General features: G+C 63.5%; 20 protein-coding genes. 6 read left to right on the plus strand and 14 right to left on the minus strand.

The window, feature by feature from the left end; genetic code table 11:
- Positions 1-2 precede the first annotated feature (2 nt).
- The 4 genes from IF189_RS15685 to IF189_RS15700 all read left to right on the plus strand — a co-directional run bounded on the left by IF189_RS15685 (position 3) and on the right by IF189_RS15700 (position 4,492).
- The gene (locus IF189_RS15685) at positions 3-1,055 is read left to right on the plus strand and encodes an extracellular solute-binding protein (protein ID WP_192551847.1); all 1,053 of its coding nucleotides are present in this window, start codon (positions 3-5) and stop codon (positions 1,053-1,055) included.
- Positions 1,056-1,140: 85 nt separating this feature from the next.
- The gene (locus IF189_RS15690) at positions 1,141-2,337 is read left to right on the plus strand and encodes an amidohydrolase family protein (RefSeq protein WP_192551848.1); all 1,197 of its coding nucleotides are present in this window, start codon (positions 1,141-1,143) and stop codon (positions 2,335-2,337) included.
- A complete protein-coding gene (locus IF189_RS15695; protein ID WP_134826500.1) occupies positions 2,334-3,821 on the plus strand; it encodes an amidohydrolase family protein in 1,488 nt (495 codons plus the stop codon). Before IF189_RS15690 ends, IF189_RS15695 begins: the two co-directional genes overlap by 4 nt.
- Positions 3,822-3,832: 11 nt before the next feature.
- A complete protein-coding gene (locus IF189_RS15700; RefSeq protein WP_114883506.1) occupies positions 3,833-4,492 on the plus strand; it encodes a flavin reductase family protein in 660 nt (219 codons plus the stop codon).
- Positions 4,493-4,531: 39 nt separating this feature from the next.
- On the opposite strand, the gene IF189_RS15705 is transcribed toward IF189_RS15700, so the two are convergent.
- The 8 genes from IF189_RS15705 to IF189_RS15740 form a co-directional block, all read right to left on the minus strand.
- Positions 4,532-5,191, minus strand: a complete 660-nt coding sequence (locus tag IF189_RS15705; RefSeq protein WP_192551849.1) for a DUF799 domain-containing protein — start codon at positions 5,189-5,191, stop codon at positions 4,532-4,534.
- Entirely contained in the window at positions 5,188-5,550 is a 363-nt protein-coding gene (locus tag IF189_RS15710; RefSeq protein ID WP_085710128.1) for a DUF4810 domain-containing protein, read from the minus strand. Before IF189_RS15710 ends, IF189_RS15705 begins: the two co-directional genes overlap by 4 nt.
- Positions 5,551-5,579: 29 nt before the next feature.
- On the minus strand, positions 5,580-6,266 hold the full coding sequence (locus IF189_RS15715) for a CsgG/HfaB family protein (protein WP_167748751.1): 687 nt from the start codon (positions 6,264-6,266) through the stop codon (positions 5,580-5,582).
- Positions 6,267-6,416: 150 nt separating this feature from the next.
- On the minus strand, positions 6,417-9,494 hold the full coding sequence (locus tag IF189_RS15720; protein ID WP_134826498.1) for an error-prone DNA polymerase: 3,078 nt from the start codon (positions 9,492-9,494) through the stop codon (positions 6,417-6,419).
- The gene (locus IF189_RS15725) at positions 9,491-10,906 is read right to left on the minus strand and encodes a Y-family DNA polymerase (protein WP_192551850.1); all 1,416 of its coding nucleotides are present in this window, start codon (positions 10,904-10,906) and stop codon (positions 9,491-9,493) included. The genes IF189_RS15720 and IF189_RS15725 overlap by 4 nt, the downstream gene beginning before the upstream one ends.
- A 7-nt stretch (positions 10,907-10,913) precedes the next feature.
- Positions 10,914-11,531: a translesion DNA synthesis-associated protein ImuA gene (imuA, locus tag IF189_RS15730; RefSeq protein WP_114883514.1), complete on the minus strand. Its 618-nt coding sequence runs from the start codon at positions 11,529-11,531 to the stop codon at positions 10,914-10,916.
- Entirely contained in the window at positions 11,531-12,148 is a 618-nt protein-coding gene (lexA, locus tag IF189_RS15735) for a transcriptional repressor LexA (protein WP_192551851.1), read from the minus strand. The genes imuA and lexA overlap by 1 nt, the downstream gene beginning before the upstream one ends.
- Positions 12,149-12,186: 38 nt before the next feature.
- Entirely contained in the window at positions 12,187-13,104 is a 918-nt protein-coding gene (locus tag IF189_RS15740; protein ID WP_192551852.1) for a LysR family transcriptional regulator, read from the minus strand.
- Between the two features lie 103 nt (positions 13,105-13,207).
- Here IF189_RS15740 and IF189_RS15745 point away from each other — a divergent pair, with 103 nt between their 5' ends.
- Both IF189_RS15745 and IF189_RS15750 read left to right on the plus strand, forming a co-directional pair.
- Positions 13,208-14,962 (plus strand): amidohydrolase, encoded by a 1,755-nt coding sequence (locus IF189_RS15745; protein ID WP_192551853.1) that lies wholly within the window; start codon positions 13,208-13,210, stop codon positions 14,960-14,962.
- A 101-nt stretch (positions 14,963-15,063) separates the two neighbouring features.
- Positions 15,064-15,801 (plus strand): TorF family putative porin, encoded by a 738-nt coding sequence (locus tag IF189_RS15750; RefSeq protein WP_192551854.1) that lies wholly within the window; start codon positions 15,064-15,066, stop codon positions 15,799-15,801.
- Positions 15,802-15,823: 22 nt separating this feature from the next.
- On the opposite strand, the gene IF189_RS15755 is transcribed toward IF189_RS15750, so the two are convergent.
- The 6 genes from IF189_RS15755 to IF189_RS15780 all read right to left on the minus strand — a co-directional run bounded on the left by IF189_RS15755 (position 15,824) and on the right by IF189_RS15780 (position 20,450).
- Positions 15,824-16,102 carry a DUF971 domain-containing protein gene (locus tag IF189_RS15755; protein WP_192551855.1) on the minus strand — a complete coding sequence of 93 codons (279 nt, stop codon included), beginning with the start codon at positions 16,100-16,102 and terminating at the stop codon, positions 15,824-15,826.
- Positions 16,099-17,061 (minus strand): HEAT repeat domain-containing protein, encoded by a 963-nt coding sequence (locus tag IF189_RS15760; RefSeq protein WP_134826491.1) that lies wholly within the window; start codon positions 17,059-17,061, stop codon positions 16,099-16,101. Before IF189_RS15760 ends, IF189_RS15755 begins: the two co-directional genes overlap by 4 nt.
- The gene (locus IF189_RS15765) at positions 17,058-17,906 is read right to left on the minus strand and encodes an ABC transporter ATP-binding protein (protein ID WP_192551856.1); all 849 of its coding nucleotides are present in this window, start codon (positions 17,904-17,906) and stop codon (positions 17,058-17,060) included. Before IF189_RS15765 ends, IF189_RS15760 begins: the two co-directional genes overlap by 4 nt.
- Positions 17,906-18,688, minus strand: a complete 783-nt coding sequence (locus tag IF189_RS15770) for an ABC transporter permease (protein ID WP_192551857.1) — start codon at positions 18,686-18,688, stop codon at positions 17,906-17,908. The genes IF189_RS15765 and IF189_RS15770 overlap by 1 nt, the downstream gene beginning before the upstream one ends.
- A gap of 2 nt (positions 18,689-18,690) precedes the next feature.
- Positions 18,691-20,094, minus strand: coding sequence for an ABC transporter substrate-binding protein (locus IF189_RS15775; protein WP_192551858.1), 1,404 nt, complete (start codon positions 20,092-20,094; stop codon positions 18,691-18,693).
- Between the two features lie 110 nt (positions 20,095-20,204).
- Entirely contained in the window at positions 20,205-20,450 is a 246-nt protein-coding gene (locus tag IF189_RS15780; RefSeq protein WP_007959413.1) for a ferredoxin family protein, read from the minus strand.
- Between the last annotated feature and the right edge of the window lie 21 nt (positions 20,451-20,471).

Below are 20,471 nucleotides of genomic sequence, written 5' to 3' on the forward strand. Positions count from 1 at the left end.
TCATGAAAGTCAAAAACATGCGTCTGGCAGTATCCGGTCTGGCCCTGAGTTGTTTCACCGCGTTCGGCGCCCACGCCGCCGAGCCCAAGGAATTGTTCTTCTACAACTGGACCGATTACTACCCGGTGGACCTGCTGGCCAAGTTCGAAAAGGAGACCGGGATCAAGGTCACCATGGACGGCTACGACAGCAACGAAACCCTGCTCGCCAAGTTGCAGGCCGGCGGCGCCGCGTATGACGTGATCGTGCCGTCGCAGTCGATCATGCAGACGCTGATCAAGCAGGACCTGCTGCTGGAAATCGACACCCCGACCCTGAGCAACTTCCAGTACGTCAAAGGCCCGTTCCGCGATCCGAGCTTCGACCCGGGGCGCAAGTTTTCGGCGCCGTACCTGTGGGGCACCACCGGTTTTTCCTATGACAGCGCCCGCGTACCCGGCGGCAAACTCGACGATTCGTGGAAAGAGTTCTTCGAGCCGCGCAAGGAACTGCAAGGCCAGCTCGCCGCCCTCGACACCTCCAGCAGCGTGATCAACGCAGCCAGCCATTACCTGAACGTCGACGAATGCACGGAAAACCCGCAGGACGCCAAGCGCATCCTCGAACTGCTGCAAAAGCAGAAACCGTTTTTGAAGATGTACAGCTCGGACAACACCGTCGACCGCATGGCCTCGGGTGAAGTGATCATGATGCAGAACTGGAACGGCTCGACGGCCCGCGCCACCTTGCAGAAGAACACCATCAAGTACGTTTACCCGAAAGAAGGCGTGGCGATGTTCCAGGACAACTTCGCCGTACCGAAAAGCGCGCCGCATCCGGGCAACGCGAAGATCTTCATCGACTGGATGATGAAACCCGAGAACGCCGCTGCCGTGTCCAACGCGATTGCCTATGCCAACGGGATTCAGAGCGATCAGTTGCTGGATGCGAAATGGAAAGTCATGGACGCGATCAACATGCCCGAGGAATACGCCTCGCGGCTGCGGCCGGAGAAGGAATGCAGCAACAAGGCGCGGGAGCTGCAGGATCGGATCTGGTCGAAGCTCAAGGGTTGATTGCCTGACTTGAACCGGTGGCGCGGCCATCGCTGGCATGCCAGCGATGAGGCCCACCCAGACAACATAGAAACAGAGGTATGAAATGTCCCACCCCCGCTGGCTCAGAAACATCCGCCCCTACGGCGCCCCCGGCGAAGACCTGCTGATCGAAAACGGCCGGTTCAGCCAACGCCGCCCGGCCTCCAGCACCCCGCTGGCCGCCACCGACATCGACGGCCAGAACCAGTTGCTCACCGCGCCGCTGGTGGAAAGCCACGTCCACCTCGACAAGACCCTGTACGGCCAGCCCTGGCGCCCGAACAGCGCCGGCCCGACGCTCAAGGACTACATCAGCAACGAGCGCCGCGTGTTGCGCGAAGTCAAAGCGCCGATTGCCGAACGCGCCGGCGCGCTGCTGGAAAACTGCATCGCCCGGGGTTCGCTGACCATGCGTTGCCACGTCGACATCGACCCGGAATTCGGCCTGCGTCACGTCGAAGCCATGCAGCAACTGCGCGAACGCTACAAAGACCTGATCGACCTGCAACTGGTGGTGTTCCCGCAAACCGGCCTGATCAGCCGTCCCGGCACCGCCGAGCTGATGCGTGAAGCAATGGCCCTGGGCGTGGAAAACGTCGGCGGGCTCGACCCCTGCGGCATCGACAACGACCCGATTGCGCAACTGGATTTCGTGTTCAAACTGGCCAGCGAATTCCAGCGCGGCGTCGACATTCACCTGCACGACAAGGGTGAACTGGGCCTGTGGCAGATCGCCCGGATCGCGGATTACACCGAGCGTTTCAACCTGCAGAACCAGGTGATGATCAGCCACGCCTATTGCCTCGGCATGTTGCCGTGGAGCCAGGTCAAACCCGTCGCCGAACGCCTTGCTGCACTTGGCATTTCGCTGATGAGTTCGGCGCCGGCGGACTGCGCAGTGCCACCGTTTCTGGCGCTGCGTGAAACCGGGGTCAACGTGTGCCTCGGCTCCGACGGCATCCGCGATGCGTGGTCGCCGATGGGCAACGGCGACATGCTGGAACGGGCGATGCTGCTGGCGTTCCGTTTCGACCTGGGCAAGGACGATGAACTGGCGGCGGCGTTCGAGGCGGCGACGGTCAATGGTGCTCGGGCATTAGGGATCGAGTGTTACGGCTTCGACATCGGCAAGCCTGCGGACTTTCTGTTGATGCCGGTCGAAACCCTCGGTGAAGCCGTGGTCGCGAGGCCTGTTCGTCAGGTCTATCGCGGCGGTGAACTGATCGCCAGTGGCGGTCGTCTGCTGGGCAGCCGTCTGTGAAACGGATCGGCCTGAAGGCCGGTTGCGTGGTCGGTTTCGACGGTACGCGACATGTGCTGTGGCGCGACGGCGAAGTGGTGTTTGCCGGCTCGCGGATCGAGTTTGTCGGGCGCGGTTACCAAGGGCCGGTAGATCAGTGGATCGACTACGGCAATGCGCTGATCGGCCCCGGCTTCATCGACCTGGATGCCCTCGGCGATCTCGATTCCACGGTACTGACCCTGGACAACGGCGATGAACGCGCCATGGGCCGCATGTGGTCGGCGGAGTATCTGGCGGCCGGCCCGCGTGAGTCGTTCAACCCGGAAGAAGAAGTCTTTAAATACCGCTACGCCTTCACCCAGTTGATCCGCAACGGCATCACCACGGCGATGCCGATCACTTCGATGTATTACCGCGAATGGGCGGAGACCTACGACGAGTTTGCCGCCGTCGCCGACGTGGCGGGCGAACTCGGGCTGCGCACGTACCTCGGCCCCTGCTACATGAGCGGCATGAGTTACTGGCGCGCCGACGGCAGCCTCGCCCACCACTGGGATGAGACGCGGGGTCTGGCCGGGCTCGACGCGGCCGAACGGTTTTTCAAGGATTACGACGGTGCCCATGGCGGACGGATTCGCGGCGCACTGCTGCCGGATCGCATCCAGACCTGCACCCCGGCGCTGTTGCAACGTACCTCCGCCCTGAGCCGCGAACTGAATGCACCGATGCGTCTGCACTGCTGTCAGGCGTCCGGTGAAGTAACGATGGTCGAGCAATTGCGTGGCACCTCGCCGCTGGGCTGGTTGCAGCAACTCGACCTGCTCACCCCGCGCAGTCTCTTGCCCCACGGCATCTACACCTCGGGCGATGACGATCTGCAACGGGTCATCGACGGCGGCGCGAGTCTGGTGCACTGCCCGCTGGTGTTCGCCCGCGACGGCGAGGCGCTGAACTCGTTTGGTCGTTATCGGGCCAAAGGCATCAACTTCGCCCTCGGCACCGACACCTGGCCGGCGGACTTGCTGGCCAACATGCGCCACGGTTTGAACATCGCCCGATTGATGGAGGGCGGCCCATCGCTGACCAGCAGCCTCGACCTGTACAACGCCGCAACCCTCGGCGGCGCCAAGGCGCTGGGCCGTGACGACCTCGGTCGCCTGGCACCGGGGGCCAAAGCCGACATCACCGTATTCAGCCTGCGCGGCCTGCATCTGGGTCCGCTGTTCGACCCACTGAAAAACCTGCTGCTGGCCGGACGCGGCGATGACTGCATCGCCAGTTACATCGACGGTCGTTGCGTGATGCACGACGGTCAGGTCAACGGCGTCGACTACCCCACACTGCAACGCCAGGCCCAGCGCCAATACGAAAAACTGATGCGCAGCCACAGCGACCGGGCCTTTGGCCGACCAGACTGGAAAACCCTGTTCCGGCCAGCCATTCCGTTCGCCGATGACTACAGCGCCGAAGCGCCACTGAGCGCCATCGATCCACTTCATTAGAGAACACTGCCATGCACAGCTTCGACTTCAGCCAACTGAGCCCACGGGAAAAATACAAGATCCTGATCGGCAGCGTGGTGCCGCGTCCAATTGCTCTGGTCACCACCATCGACGGCGAAGGCCGGGTCAATGCGGCGCCGTTCAGCTTCTTCAACGCGTTGTCGGCGGACCCGCCCATTCTCGCGCTCGGTGTCGAGAACTACGGCGACCAGAGCCCCAAGGACACCACACGCAATATCCAGATGAACCAGGAATTCACCGTCAACATCGTCAACGATGCACTGGTGGAAGCCATGAACGTTTGCGCCGTGCCGTTCGCGCCGGGCTTCGATGAGTTGACCGCTGCCGGCCTGACGGCGATCCCCGGCACCTCGGTCAAATGCCCGCGAATCGGCGAAGCACCGGTGGCGCTGGAGTGCCGGCGGATGATGGCGCTGAACATCGGCCAGTCGCGAGAGATCATTTTTGGCGAGGTGTTGATGGCGCATGTGCGCGACGAGTTGATCGACCCGAAAACCCTGTACATCGATCAATTGGGGCTGGATGCGATCGGGCGCATGGGCGGGCATGGTTATGCGCGGACCCGGGATTACTTCGATTTGCCGACCCGCTCGTTGCAAGCGTGGACGGAGGCGCCGGGGGGTGGCGAGCGGTTCTGGCCTGGCAAATAAAAAAGCGGCCCACCGAGGTGGGCCGCCGTGACAGGTCGATCAGTCAGTGCCGTACTTCGGCGACCGTGGCCCGTACAGCAGGCCTGCCGGATGTCCGGCCGACAGCAGTCGATTGCTGGCTACACCGGCAATCGGGTAGCCGGCATCGGTGGAGCTGTTGACGATCTGTTTCACCGCAGCGGTGATCAGCGCGCCGATCAGGCCGCCGCCACTGTTGTTGCCACCCTCTTCGCTCGACGCCCGGGCCGCACCGGTCCACAGGGTGGCACCGGTTTTCAGGTCCACCAGTTTGGCGCTGGCGGTCACTGCGGTTTCGCTGCTGATCACCATGTAGCGCGTGCCGTACTCGCTGACGGTAATGTACAGCGCCGCGTCGGCACCGAAGATTTCCTGCAGTTTGTTGACCGGCGCCTGATGGATGTCATCCGGCGTGGTCAGGCCGTTCTGGCGGAACGTCTCGTCGACCAAGGTAATCGGCAGCACGTAGTAACCGGCCTCGGCCAGCGGGAACGTCACTTGCGACAACAGGCTGTAGGACGCCTTGACGTCCGGCGAGGTGTTCAGCGGCGGCAGCACCAGAATGGACTTCGGACGCGCTTGCTTGTACGCCGAATAGTCCACGGTTTTCGGTGCGACGCAGCCACCGAGAACGGTCAGCGCCAGGCCGGCGGCCAGCAGTTTCAAGGCACGGGAGATCATTTGGCGTCTCCGGTCTTGGCGTTCTTGAGCAAAAAGTCCATGTAGGTGCCGGACTCGGGGAACAGGGTTTTCTCGGTGCGCAATTGCTGCACCATCTGATCGTCCTTGCCCATGCTCAGGTACAGCAGACCGAGGTGTGCGTGGTAACCCGGCGGTACGGGCTTGCCACTGGCGCGAATCTTTTGCAGATCGGCTTCCAGCGCTTCGGCCTGGGCCTCTTTCGGCGTTTCGCTTTTGAAGTATTCGTAGACTTGTGGCTGGTAGCCTTCCCACTGGTACAGGGTTTGCGGGCTGCTGCAACCGGCCAGCAAGGCGCTGGCGGTCAGGGCCATCAGCGACCGAGACAGGGACAGATTCATGGTGTGTTGCTCCTTGCGATGGGCGTCTATCAGTTGCCCGGTTTCCAGGCACCGGCGTTCATGCCATCAACCAGGCGATTGATCGCCTCGCGCATGGCCAGATCGAGGACTTTGCCGTTGAGGGTGGAGTCGTAGGCAGCGGTGCCGCCGAAGCCGATGATTTCGCGGTTGGACAAGGCGTATTCGCCGGCGCCCTGGGTCGAATACACCACTTCGGAAGTGCTGATGTTGACGATGTTCAGGTTGACCTTGGCGTAGGCGACCTGGGTCTTGCCACGGCCGAGAATGCCGAACAGCTGATGATCGCCGGTCTCTTTGCGGCCGAACTCGGTGACGTCACCGGTGACCACGTAATCGGCGCCTTTCAGACGCTGGGCCTGGCCCTTGATCGCCGCTTCCTGCTGGATCTCGCCCATGTTGTCGCGGTCGAGCACGGAGAAACGGTTGGTCTGCTGCAAATGAGTGATCAGGATGGTCTTGGCCTGACCGCCGAGACGGTCGACGCCGTCGGAGAAGATCCCGCGCATGTAGCTCGAGCGGTTGTCGAACTTGCCCACGGCCATCGGGATGCGGACACCGGTCCAGGCTTGAGTGGCGCTTTCCACCTTGGCCACCGGCAGTGCGCGGGAGCTTTCGGTGGCGCAACCGGAAAGCGAGCCGGCCAGGGTGCCGAGGACGGCAATCGCAACACCCGAGACCAACATCCGGGAGATCATTCTCACTGTGCATTCCTTCTGAAAAATGATGTGTCCCGGCACGGCAAAAATCGTGGGGGATCGGGAAAGGGCCGGCATTATGCCAAAGTGCCATCAGTGAGGACAGGTTTTTTTGACGCCAGTGAATTGGCTTTCGAATCAGCAGGTTTGTCAGTGGAAATCGCGGCTTTGCACCCGAATCCCGTTGAGCAACGGGCTGAGATCGCTCAAGCGTCCGGCAATCAAGTGCCGCACCTCGCCTTCGCGCTCCCAGCGACCATCGACCTTGAGCAGTTGCGAGCCGACCAGCACCTGGCGCTGGCGCTCGGCCAGATCGCGCCAGACCACCACGTTGACGTTGCCGAACTCGTCCTCCAGGGTCACAAAGGTCACGCCGCTGGCGGTGGCCGGTCGCTGGCGGCCGGTCACCAGCCCCGCCACGCTGACCGGCCGGCCGTGCTCGACCTCCAGCAACTCCCGGGAACTGCGACAGCGCCGCGCCCGCAACTCGTCGCGCAACAACGTCAGCGGGTGCGGCCCCAGCGTGGTGCCGAGGGTAGCGTAGTCGGTGAACAGATCTTCGCTGACACTCGGTGTGGGCAGCCGCACATCCGGCTCTTCCTGACTCGGCAACCCGGCAAACAGCCCGAGCTGCTTCTGCACCCCGGCCACCTCCCAGCGTGCCCGATGGCGATGCCCGGCCAGGCCCCGCAGCGCTCCTGAGTCCGCCAGCAACGCCTGGGCCCGACTGTCGAGCCCGGCCCGGTCACCCAGATCGGCGACATCGGCGAACGCGCCCCTCGTCCGAGCCTTTTCAATGTTCCGCGCATCCTCTTCGCGAAAGCCCTTGATCATCCGCAACCCCATGCGAATCGCCGGTTGCGCGCCGGTGATCGGCTCCAGGCTGCAATCCCAGTCACTGGCGCGCACGTCCACCGGACGGATCTGCAAATGATGCCGGCGCGCGTCCTGAAGAATCTGATCCGGGCTGTAGAAACCCATCGGCCAGCTGTTGATCAGCGCACAGGCGAACGCCGCCGGTTCGTGGCACTTGAGCCAGCAACTGGCATAGGTCAGCAAGGCAAAACTGGCGGCGTGGGACTCGGGAAAACCGTAACTGCCGAAGCCCTTGATCTGCTCGAAGATCTGCGCGGCGAATTCCGGGGTGTAGCCGTTTTTCTTCATCCCGGCCGCCAGCCGTTCCTTGTGCGGTTCCAGCCCACCGTGACGTTTCCACGCCGCCATGGAGCGCCGCAACTGATCGGCCTCCCCGGGGCTGTAGTCGGCCGCGACAATAGCGATCTGCATCACCTGTTCCTGAAACAGCGGCACGCCGAGGGTGCGTTTGAGCACCACCTCCAGCTCCGGGGACGGATAGGTTTCCTTTTCTTCCTTGTTCCGGCGGCGCAGGTACGGATGCACCATCCCGCCCTGGATCGGCCCCGGCCGGACGATGGCCACCTCGATCACCAGATCGTAGAAGTTTTGCGGGCGCAGGCGCGGCAGCATCGACATCTGCGCCCGGGATTCGATCTGGAACACGCCGATGGTGTCGGCGCGGCTGATCATGTCGTAGGTCGGGCGATCGTCAGCCGGGATGGTGGCCAGGCTCAGATCCTGGTTGCGATGACGGCGCAGCAGGTCGAAACAGCGACGAATCGCGCTGAGCATGCCGAGGGCGAGGATATCCACCTTGAGCAGCCCGACCGCATCGAGGTCGTCCTTGTCCCACTGGATGATCGTGCGGTCGGCCATGGCGGCGTTTTCCACCGGCACCAGGGTGTCCAGCGGCTGCTCGGAAATCACGAAACCACCGGGGTGCTGCGACAGGTGCCGGGGAAAGCCGATCAGTTGCCCGGTCAGGCTCAGCACCCGGTGCAGGATCGGGCTGTCCGGGTCGAAGCCGCTTTCGCGCAGGCGTTCCACGGGCGGCGTTTCATCGCTCCAGTGGCCGCAGCAGTCGGCCAGCGCGTTGATCTGGTCCGGTGGCAAACCCAGCGCCTTGGCCACATCGCGCACCGCGCCGGCAGCGTGATAGGTGCTGACCACCGCCGTCAGCGCCGCACGACGGCGGCCATAACGACGAAACACGTATTGCAGGACTTCCTCCCGGCGTTCGTGCTCGAAATCCACGTCGATGTCCGGCGGTTCGTTGCGCTCCCTCGACATGAAACGCTCGAACAGCAGCGTGGTGCGATCCGGGTCGATCTCGGTGATGCCCAAGGCAAAACACACCGCCGAGTTGGCCGCCGAACCGCGACCCTGACAAAGGATTTTCTGCTCCCGGGCGTAACGCACTACGTCGTGAACGGTGAGGAAGTAGCTTTCGTAGCCGAGCTCGGCGATCAGCTCCAGCTCATCGTCGATCTGTTTGAGCACCTTGGGCTGTGCGCCTTTCGGCCAGCGCCAGGCGATGCCCTCTTCTGTCAGGTGCCGCAGCCAGGAACTGGCGTCGTGTTCCTCGGGCACCAGCTCTTTCGGATACTGATAACGCAACTCGCCGAGGTCGAACGTGCAGCGGCGGGCCAGCCTCACAGATTCGTCGAGCAGGTTCTGCGGATACAACTCGCGCAACACATCGAGGCTGCGCAAATGCCGTTCACCGTTGGGGTGCAGGCGCAACCCGGCTTCGGCCACCGGAACGTGATGACGGATCGCGGTCATGGTGTCCTGCAAGGCCCGCCGGCCACGGGCGTGCATGTGCACATCACCGCTGGCCACGGCCGGAATTTGCAGTTCATCCGCCAGACTCTGCAGTGCGGCAAGTCGTTGCTGATCGTTCTGCCCGCGATGCAACTGCACCGCCAGCCACAGACGCTCGCCGAAGGTCTGTTGCAGCCAGCGGCCCTCTTCCACGTCATCGACCGTATCCGGCACCCACAGCACCAGCAACCCCGGCAACGGTTCGCTGAAATCCTCGCGAAGCACTTGATACTGGCCTTTCTGGGTGCGCCGTCGAGCCTGGGTGATCAAGCCGCACAGCGCCTGATAACCCTCGATGTTCTCGACCAGCAACACCAGTTTCGGGCCGTTCTCGATGCGGATTTCGCTGCCGATGATCAGCGGTAGCTCCACGGACCTCGCCGCCTGCCAGGCACGGACGATCCCGGCGAGAGTGCACTCATCGGTGATCGCCAGCGCTTGATAGCCGTGCTTTTTCGCTCGCTGAAACAGCTCCAGCGCACTGGAGGCGCCGCGCTGAAAACTGAAATTCGACAGGCAGTGCAGCTCGGCATAACCCTCGTTCATGCGAACCAGCCCTGCAGCCACAACGGGCCGCCCTCACCCACTGCCCGATACGCCCAGCCTTGCTGGCCGGCGCGGTTCTGGATCAGGTAATAGTCGCGGCGCACGTCGTCACCGTCCCACCAGCCGGACTCGATGCGTTCCGGGCCCATGAGGATGCGCGCCGAACCTTCGGGCACGGACTGCGGTTCACCCAGCAACCAGCCCGGACGCTGCACGCCGGGTAACGCAGCACAAGGCTGTTTATCATCGGCGTTCTGCCACGCGCACTCCGGGCGATGATCGGCCTGGAAGCGCAGGCCCTGCACCGCCTCATCCCCCAGCCGTGCGCGCAGGCGCTCGCGCAGTTGCTCCCAGGGCAAGGTCTGCTGCGGACGGTCGTCGAACAGTTCCTGAAACTGCGGTACGAAACTCGGCAGATCCTCGGCTCGCAGACGAAAACCGCGCACCGGGGCTTCGACCTGCACCTGCTCCAGTCGGCCACGGGCCAGCTCGAAGAGCATCGCCGGGTCGCGCTCGGCACTGAGCAGGCCGACCTTGATCAGCGTGTCCGGCAACCCGGCGTGTTCCAGATGCAGATCGAAGCGCTGCACGCCGCTGTCGCGCCCGCACAAGAACGCCGACAGATCGGAAGTCAGGCGGCGCAACGGGAACAGCAGCGCCTGATGGGACTGCACGTCGAAATTGAGTTCGATGCGCACATCGAAGCGATCCGGCGGCAGGTAGAACGCCAGCGCCAGCGGCCGTGCGCCGAACAGCGTGTCCAGATGCTTGAGCATCGGCGCCTCGAAACGCCGGGCCAGGGCCTGACGCGGCAGGCTCTGCACCTGATGGAGGTGGCGCAGGCCCATGCGCGACAGCGCCGTGGCCACCCCCGGATCAAGTCCGACACGGTCGACCGGCAGTTGCCCGAGGTGATGGCGCAGGGCTTCACCATCCGGCACCACCAGCCCGTCATAGGCGTTGGCCAACACCCGCGCCGCCACCGGGTTGGGCGCGGCGACGATGCGGTGACGAAAGCCCAACTCCGTCAGCTCGGTGCGTAATCGCGCTTCGAACTGCGCCCAGGAACCGAACAGCCCGAGGCTCGATTCGATCTCAAACACCACGGTACGTGGGTAATGCACACTGACCTGCGCACTGAAGCGATAAGCCCAGGCGGCGAGAAACTGCTGCCAATGCTCGACCTCGGCCGCGTCGTAATCGACGGTGGCGAACCCTTTGCTCATGGCCTGCGCAGCGGTCATCGACTGCCCCGGTCGCAAGCCCAGTGCCCGCGCCGCCGGATTGACCGCTTGCAGCACCCGGCGCTGGGCCGGGCCGCTGAGCAGCGCCAAGGGTTGCTCGGGATCGGGGCGTTGACGCAGCACGGCGTCGAGGGCCAATTGCGGGAACAGAATGCAAACCCAGCGCATGGCGACCTCAATGCCCCACGGCGAAGGCAATCGGTGCAGTGCGCGCCAGACCGCCCCGGCATTTGAGCACGCGCAATTGCGCCGGACGGGCATCGATGGCAATACGCAGCGCGGCTGGCGACGGGTTGACCGCTTCGCTCAATGGCCGCCACGCGAACGCCAGGGTCTGGCCGGTTTCCGCCGCCACCTGCAAACGGCGCAAGGCACGGTCATCGGCCTTGTGCGGCCAGCACAGCACCGCGCCGCAACTGCCCGAGCGCAGGCATTGCTCCGCCGCCCACAAGGCATCGCGCTCACTGGCCTGGATCACCGACAACTGCCGCAGATCGACCCCGGCATTGGCCCAGGCCTGCGGGTACGGCACGAACGGCGGCGCCACCAGCACGATGCGCTCGCCCGCCGCCGACAACCGCGCCAACGTTGGCCACACCAGTTGCAATTCGCCCACACCGGGCCCGGCCAGGAGGATTTCGCTCAGCGCCGCTTCCGGCCAGCCACCGCTGGGCAAGGCGGCGTCCAGCGCCGCATGCCCGGTGGGTTGCGGGCTGGCGGTCGGTGGCGCAGGCCGGCCCTTCCAGACCTGGCCGCCATTGAACAGCGTATCCAGCGCAACGACGGCACCCATCAGCCTTGCCTCACCAGACCGCAGAACACGCCTTCGATGGCCAGGTCCTGGTCGTCACGCACCACAATCGGCTGGTACGCCGGGTTGCGCGGCAACAGGCGAACCTCATCGCCGACCCGCTCGAAGCGTTTGATGGTGACTTCACCGTCGAGCCGCGCCACCACGATCTGGCCGTTGAGTGCTTCAGAATTGCGCCGCACGCCGACCAGATCGCCGTCGAGAATGCCGTCCTCGATCATCGAATCGCCCTGCACCCGCAACATGTAGTCGGGCGTGCGGGAGAACAGTGCCGGGTCGAGCATCAGCCGATTGTGGATGTCGGCGTCGGCGCCGATGGGTGCACCGGCAGCCACCCGACCGAGTACCGGCACGTCGAGCAGTTCCGGTCGCGCCGGCTGCCCGAGCAGGCGAATGCCCCGGGCCTGATGCGGATTGACCTCGATAAACCCGGCTTCGGTAAGCGCCAGCACATGCTTACGCGCCACGCTGCGGGAGGCAAAACCAAAAGCCTCGCTGATTTCAGCGAGGCTTGGGGGCTGACCGTGTTCGGCGATGCGTTCGCGGATAAAGGTCAGGATGGCGGTACGGCGGGGAGTCAGAGTCGTCATGGAGTACATTTGTACTCTTGTGGGAATTTCCTGACAAGCACCGCCAGTCAGCTCAAACCGCGCTCCGCCAGAAACTCCGCGATGTAATCAATGAACGCCACAACCTTGGCCGTCGCCCGCCGATGGCTCGGGTACACCGCCAGAATGTGCGGGCCGAAGCTGTCCGGGTCGATCTCGTAATCTGCCATGACCCGCACCAGTCGCCCGTCGGCGATGTACGGCGCGGCGCTCCACAGCGGCGTGTGCAGCAAGCCGCGCCCGGCCAAAGCGCTGGCCAGCAGCAGGTCGTAATTGTCGCTGCGCAACAGCGGCGCTGCCGGTTGCGCCAGGCTCAGGCGCTGGCCGTCGCGCTCGGCCCACCAGAATTCGCGGCTGAGCAACGGATGCCGGTACAGCAGCCATTCATGTTGATCGAGGGTTTGCGGCGTCACCGGCAAGCCCTTGCGCGCCAGGTATTCGGGGCTACCGCAAAGTGCCAGGCGATTGCTGCCAACCACCCGGGCAATCAGCCCCGGCAAGTCGTCATGGCCCTCGCGCAGCGCCAGGTCGTAGCCGCTTTCCAGCAGATTGACGAATTCGTCGCACAAATCCACTTGCAGGCTGATCTGCGGGTATTGCTGCAAAAAGCCGTCACACACCTGATCGAGAAACGCCCGACCGTAGGCCAGCGGCGCAGTGATTTTCAGACTGCCGCGCAGGCCGTGCTGCAACTGCTCGATTTCCTCGCTGGCCTCGTCGAGCCGTTGCAGCACCTGGCGTGCGGTTTCCAGATAGAGCCGGCCGATTTCGGTCAGCAGAATCCGACGCGTGCTGCGCTCGAACAGCCGCGCACCAAGTTCAGCTTCCAGATGATTGACCGCTTTGGTCAGGGCCGACGGGGTCTTGCCCAGTTGCTCGGCGGCGCGGCTGAAACTGCCGAGCTGCGCGGTGACCACGAACATTTTCAGTGCACCCAGCTTGTCCATGCTTTTTCCATTCAGGCAAAAACGTTTTTCGTGAGGGAGGCGTTCTGTCGGGCGTTGGCAGCCACTAATCTGGCCATCAGACGCAATAACAAGGAAATGTTCAATGAAAAGATTCATCCCGCATTTCACAAAAAATGTGCTTATCGCCGCTATGAGTTTTGCCTCGATGGAAGCCATGGCAGCTACCGATCTGGTGCTGCTCAACGGCAAGATTTTCACCGCCGACCGCGCTCAACCGCAGGTTCAGGCGCTGGCCGTGGAGAACGGCAAGGTGCTGAAAGTCGGCAGCGATGCACAGATCAAAGCCTTGATCGAACCCGGCACCCAAGTGATCGACCTTCAAGGCAAGGCCATGATGCCCGGCCTGATCGACAGCCATTCCCACGCGATTTTCGGCGGACTGGAAATGGTCTCGGCGAACATGGAAGACGAGGTGGTCGAACTCGACGAACTGGAAAAACGCCTGCGCGGCTGGCGTGACGACGGCAAGGCCCGGCACGGCGATGTGTTGAGCGTGGCTGGCATGAGTTCGGCGTATTGGGCCAAGGCTGAAGCCCTGGGCAAAATCTTCAACCACGGCGAATGGGCCAACGTGCCGGTGGTGTTCACCGGCAGCGATCACCACACCGCCTGGGCCAACAACGTGATGCTCAAGCGTGCGGGCATCGACGCCGCGCTGCTGAAAACCCTGCCGGATGCGGAAAAAGACACCGTCGGCAAACTGGCCAACGGTGAGCCGAACGGCTTTGTGGTCGATGCCGGTTGGGATCGGGTCGCCTCGAAAATGCCGGTACCGAGCCCTGCCGACCTGCTGAAGGCTGCGCAATCGGCGGTGCGTTTCAACAACAGCCTTGGTATCACCGCGTGGATGGATCCCGCCGCCAACGCCGCGCCGGGCGAGCCGGTGTTCGCCCTCAAGCCCACAGAGAAAACCGTCGGCGTGTTGCCGGCCTATAAGGCCTTGTCGGACAGCGGCGGCATGACCGCCCACGTCGCCGCGTTGCTGGTGGCCAACCCGAAAAGCGTCCCGGCCGATCTCGACACCCTCGACAAGGTTCGCCAGCAGTTCCAGGGCATTCCCAACCTGACGCTGCCGGGGATCAAGATCTTCGCCGACGGTGTGATCGAGTACCCGGCCCAGAGCGCGGCGATGATCGATCCCTACAGCAACTCGCACAAACAGGGCGAACTGCTGATCGATCCGCAGCACTTCGGCGAACTGGTCAGCGCCATCGATCAGCGCGGCTGGCTGGTGCATATCCACGCCATCGGTGACCGCGCGGTGCGCGAATCACTGAACGGCATCGCCCAGGCGCGCAAGGATCGGCAGAGCGGCGTGACGCACTCGATCACCCACCTGCAAATGGTCAATCCGAAGGAGTTCGCCCGCTTCAAGCCGCTGAACGTGATTGCCTCGATGCAACTGCTCTGGGCCAGCGCCGACGATTACACCACGGACATGATCAAGCCGTACGTCAGCGCTCTCGCCTTTCGTTATCAATACCCGGCGCACTCGCTGCTCAAACAGGGCGCGACAATTGCCGGCGCCAGCGACTGGCCGGTGTCCTCGCCGAATCCGTTCAACGCCATCGCCCAGGCCATCACCCGCACCGGCCCGCAGGGGGTGCTCAACGCCGACGAACGCCTGGACCGCGAAACCATGTTCTACGCCTACACCGTCAACGCCGCGCGGACCATCGGCCTGGAACAACAGATCGGCTCGCTGAGCCCCGGCAAACAGGCCGATTTCATCGTGCTCGATCGCGACGTGTTCAGCGTCGATGACAAGGCGCTGCATGACACGAAGGTGCTGCAGACCTGGTTCGGTGGTCGTCAGGTCTACGCCCCTACCCTCTAAGAACAATCGCCGTCCCCCTGCCCGACCCCGCGCCAGCCGCCGGGGTTCGGCGCAGCCTTGCCCGCTTCCTGCCCATAACAATCACAACATCGGGACTTCACATGAAAGCCATGCCTCTGCTCGCCCTCACGTCCTTGAGCCTGCTGCCTTTGAGCAGCCACGCGATTCCCCTGAACGATGATTTCGCCGTGCTGGTCGACCTGACCCTGGCCAGCGACTACCGCACTCGCGGCATCTCCCAGACCCAGAACGATCCGGCGGTACAGGCCGGTTTGACCCTGACCCACAGCAGCGGTCTGTACCTCGGCGCGTGGAGTTCGAACGTCGACTTCGGCGGCGGCCTGAAAACCCGTCAGGAAGTCGATTACTACGCCGGCTGGCTGTGGCAGGCCACCGAGGATGTGAGCCTGGATCTCGGCACCATTCGCTACGTCTATCCCAAGGAAAGCCAGTTCAATCAGACCGAGGTCTACGGGATTCTCGGCGTCTACGGGGTAAAGCTTGCGGCGTACTACTCCAGCGACGCGCCGGGCATCGACAGCAAACAGAGCTCGCTCTACAGCTACATCGGCTATGAAACCGAACTGCCATTCGAATCAGGGCTGAAACTGCGCTACGGCATCATGGACTTCAAGGACCCGCATCTGTACTCGGCGTCCGGTCATGGCGAGGAGTCCTACCGTGAGTGGGAAGTCAAACTGACCCACAACCTGGCCGGCGTGGTGCTGGGCCTGAGCTACATCGACACTGACCTCTCGCAAAGCCAGTGCCTGAGCAACTGGGGCTTCAAGGATGTGTGCACGGCGACGGTTGTGGCCAGTGTCAGCAAATCCTTCTGAGCCCCGGTTGATTGCGGGGAGCCTAGGGTTTGAGCTGCGCCAGGTACTGCCACGGATAGATCCCGCGTTGATGACCATCGCTGAACACCAGTTGCAGTCCGTAGCCCTGGGAATTGAGTTCGATCACCCGCACTCGATCATCCACCAGCGGAGCCGAACCCCGCAGGCGAAACGCCCGGCACTGCGAGCACGGGCACTGGCGGCGCAGTTCGGCGTGGTCGAGCAACTGCTCGCGGCCGTCCGGCCAGCTCAGCCGCAACCGGTGTTCACTTTGGGAATTGCCGATCGCCAGCGGATTCATTGCAGCTGACTCAAGGCAATCCGCACGGCTTTGCGCACTTCCGGGTCGCCGTCGTCCTGCGCGGCCTGCAACGCCGCCACGGCGCCGCGATCATTCAACTCGCCCAGCGCCAGCGCGGCTTCCTTGCGCAGGTTGCTGATGCGATGGCCGAGGGTGTCGATCAGGGCGTCGAGGGCCGGCACGTAACGCAAACGGCCGAGGCTGCGGGTGGCGCGCAGGCGAACCTGCCAGTAGTCGTCGGCCAAGGCTTCGATCAGGGCCGGGCCCGCGTCGGTGTGGCCGACTTTGCCGAGGGTGGTTGCGGCCTCCTCGCGCACTTGCCAGGCGTTGTCCTGCAAGGCCTGACGCAAGGCCGGCAGCACATCTGCGCCACTCGCCAGGCCCAGGGCGCCGGTGGCGGCGCGGCGGACTTCGGTGTCCGAGTCATCACTCGCCAATCGGGCCAAGGCTGGCAGTGCGTCAAGTTGTTTGAGCCAGCCGAGCACGCCCACGGCTTCGCGGCGGACACTGGCGTCGGCATCGCTTAACGCCTGAATCGCGGCAGGCGCGGCGCCGGGGAAACGCAACTCGCGCAAGGCCCGAAACGCGGCAATCCGCACACTGGTTTCGGCATGAACGGTCCACGGCAGAATCACCCTGCCCGCCGCTTCGGTCTTGAGCAGGCTCAGGCTCTGCGCCGCAGCGGCTTGCACCGCTGGCGACGGATCCGTCAGCGCCTGGCACAGCGCTTCTACCACCGGTTCGTCTTCCCAGGCTTCCAGCAAACGCGCCGCTTCGGCACGCACCTCCTCGGCAGGGTCTTCAGCCAGTCGCTCGACCAGCCAGAGCAGGCCGTCCGGCTCTTCGAGGTCCGCCAGATCGATCAGGGCAATCCGGCGTACACCCGCGTCATCGGCCGTCAGACGTGGTTGCAAGGCGAGAATGTCGTCGTTATCGGTCACAGCAAAAAATGAGGTCACAGGGCAAATCTCGGCAAGGTGTTTTCAGGAGGCAAACCGAGCGGGTTGAGGCGCGGCAGCGGTCGATGGTTGTCGTGACGCAGCAGGTCGAGGCAGTGGCGCTTGAGGCGCGAGAACTCGTGGCTGGTGACCAGTCCGGTGGTGCGTGGGCGGGGGAAATCCAGGCGCAGGTCTTCGATGATCCGTCCCGGCCGTGCGCTCATCACCAGCAAACGGTCGGCGAGGAACAGCGCCTCGTCGATGTCATGGGTGACGAACACCACGGTGGTTCGAATCCGCGTCCAGATGTCCAGCAGCAGCTCCTGCATGTTCACTCGGGTCAACGCATCCAGCGCGCCAAAGGGTTCATCCATCAGCAACAGCCGGGGCCTGTTGACCAGCACCCGGGCGATTTCCACCCGTTGCTGCATGCCGCCGGAGAGTTGATCCGGCCAACGTTCGGCGAAACCTTCGAGGCCGACCAGTTTGAGGATGTCGTCGGCGGCGCGATGGCGTTCGGCCTTGCCGATGCCGCGCATTTTCAGGCCGAACGCGACGTTGTCGCGCACCGTGCGCCACGGGAACAGGGTGTGATGCTGGAACACCATGCCGCGCTGCGGTGACGGGCCTGACACTTCGGCGCCGTCGACTTTCAACTGCCCGCCATGGGGTTGCAGATGCCCGGCCAGCGCGCCGAGCAAGGTCGATTTGCCGCAACCGGACGGCCCGAGAATGCACACGAACTGGCCCGGCTCGATCTGACAATCCAGCCCCTGCACCGCTTCAAACGCTTGCCGGCCTTCGCCGAGGACAATGGACAACTGGCGGATGTCGATCCGCCCTTCCGGGGTTTGCATCACACTCATCAGGCTTTTCCTCGTGGTCGGTGCCAGGGTGTGAACAGCCCGCCCAGGCGTTTGATCAGCAGGCTGCTGCCCATGCCCAACACGCCGATCAGCAACATGCCGACCACGATGTCGGCGTAGTTCTGGATGGTGTAGGACTCCCAGGTGTAGTAACCGATGCCGAACTGGCCGGAGATCATTTCGGCGGTCACCAGACAGAACCATGAGGTGCCCATGCCGATCGCCAGCCCGGTGATGATGCTCGGCGCAGCGCCCGGCAGGATCACTTCCAGCAGGATCGCCCGGCGCCCGGCCCCGAGGCTTTTGGCCGAGGCGATCAACCGTGGATCGACGCCTTCGACGCCGTGCACGGTGTTGAGCAGGATCGGGAACAGCGCGCCGGTGAAGGTGATGAAGACCATCGACAGCTCCGAGGACGGGAACATCAGGATCGCCAGTGGAATCCATGCGACGGCGGGGATTGGGCGCAGCACTTCCAGTGGCGGCAGCAGCAGGTCTTCGGCCCACTTCGAGCGGCCGATGGCCAGGCCCAGGGCGATGCCGATGATCAGCGCAGCGAGGTAGCCGGCGAAGACCCGACCGAGACTGGCGCTCAGGTGCTGGATGAGCTTGCCGGAGTCGCCGAGGCCGAGGGCGGCTTCGATCACGGCCAACGGGGTCGGGACGTTGGCGAAGGTGACCAGGCCGAGGTTCCAGTGGTGGCTGGCGGCTAGTTGCCAGAAGAGCAGGCAGAGCAGCAGCGAGGCTGCTCTTGATATCCAGCGTCCTTTTGAGATTTTCATGATTAGCGACTGACCACGGCCTGCGCGGTGGCATCAGTGAAATCAAACACCTTCCCGCCCTGCGCCGAAGCAAACTGCTGCGCCTGCCCCTTGAGCAAAAACGCGCTGAGGCGCCCCTTCGCATCACTGGCAAACCACGCCTGCTCCGCCAGCAACTTGATCCCGCTGTCACTCGCCTGGGCATACACCGCCCGAATGTTCTTGCCTTCCGACTTCAGGCCGGCCAACGCCGTGAACGCCTCTTCAGCCGAAGAATAGCGACGAACCTTGTCCTCCCCCCGCACCCAGATTTCCGCGACATGGCTGAAATCGCTGATGGCTTTTCCAGTCACCGCATCAACAGACTTCAACGGCGTCTGCGCGTAGTTGGCCAGTTGCGCGGTGTAATCCAGATTCGAGGCCTTGAACGCTGCGCGGATGTACTGATCGTCGATAAAGGTATTCAGGTCGAGCCCGCGATCGGCCTTCTTCAGCAACTTCAGCGTGTCGATGGCCGTGCCCACGGCCTGGCGGTATTCCGGCTTCCAGCTCAGGTCGCGGGTCTGCACGCCGAGCGGGCCGTGGAACAGGTAATTGACCTCGGCATCGACGCCGGTGACTTTGGCGATCAGTTCGCTGTACTTCTCCGGTTCGGCGGCCAGCAGTTGATTGGCCTCGATGCTTGCGCGCAGGTAGGCGACGACGATTTCCGGGTACTTTTTCGCGTAGGCCTGATCCACCAGCGCACCGTGGAAGGTTGGCGCATTGGCCTGGGCGCCGTCGTAGATCTTGCGGGCGAAACCACGGCTCGGGAACAGTTCGGCAAAAGGCACGAAGTCGGCATGGGCGTCGATCTTGCCGGCCTGCAATGCCGAGCCTGCAACCTCTGGCGGCTGGGCGATGATGTTCACATCCTTTAGCGGATCCCAGCCCTGCTCGGCCACGGCGCGCAGCAACATGCCATGAGCTGTAGAAGCGAACGGTACGGAGATGGTCTTGCCCTTGAGCTCGCTCAACGACTGCACGCCGGACGCGCTAGGCACCACGATGCCGTTGCCGCTGCCCTTGATGCTGCCCGACAGCACGCTGATGAACAGGCTGTGCTTGCCAGCGGTTTCAAACGCCACGCCGTTGAATGCGCCGGGGAAATCGGCCATGGCGCCGAAGTCGAGTTTGCCCGCGACCATCTCGTTGGTCAGCGGTGCGCCGCTGGTGAAGTTCTTCCACTGCACGTCGTACCTGGCGTCCTTGTAGGCGCCGTCGTGAGGCAGGTATTTGTCGAGCAGGCCCAGCTCACGGATCAACAGCCCGCCGGCGGCGCAGTTGATGGTGGTGTCCTGGGTGCCGATGGCGATGCGGATGGTTTCGGCCGAGGCCGACAGGGTGAACGAAGCCAGTACCAGACCGGCGATTGCTGCACGCAACATGGTTGAATCCCCTCGAATCATTTATAGGATGTTCGTCTCCGCCGCGATCAGGGCGCGGTGGGAAACGAGGGGTGTCTTGAATCAGGCGTCCGGTGTTGCCGGATAGCGTTTTAGCGGAGCAGGTACGGGATTTCGACTTTGACGGCGCCGGTCGGGCAATCCTTTTCGCAAGGCATGCAGTACCAGCATTCATCGAAGGCCATGTAGGCCTTTTGGGTGGCCGGGTTGATCGCCAGCAGGTCCATCGGGCAGACGTCCACGCACACGGTGCAACCTTTTTCGGCGATGCATTTGTCCTCGTCCACGGTGACGGGGGCATTGGAGCGGAAGAAGATTTCCTGGGCTTGATAGGCCATGGTCCGGACTCTCTCTAGTGA

This window comes from Pseudomonas sp. IzPS59 (assembly GCF_014863505.1).
GTDB lineage: Bacteria > Pseudomonadota > Gammaproteobacteria > Pseudomonadales > Pseudomonadaceae > Aquipseudomonas > Aquipseudomonas kribbensis.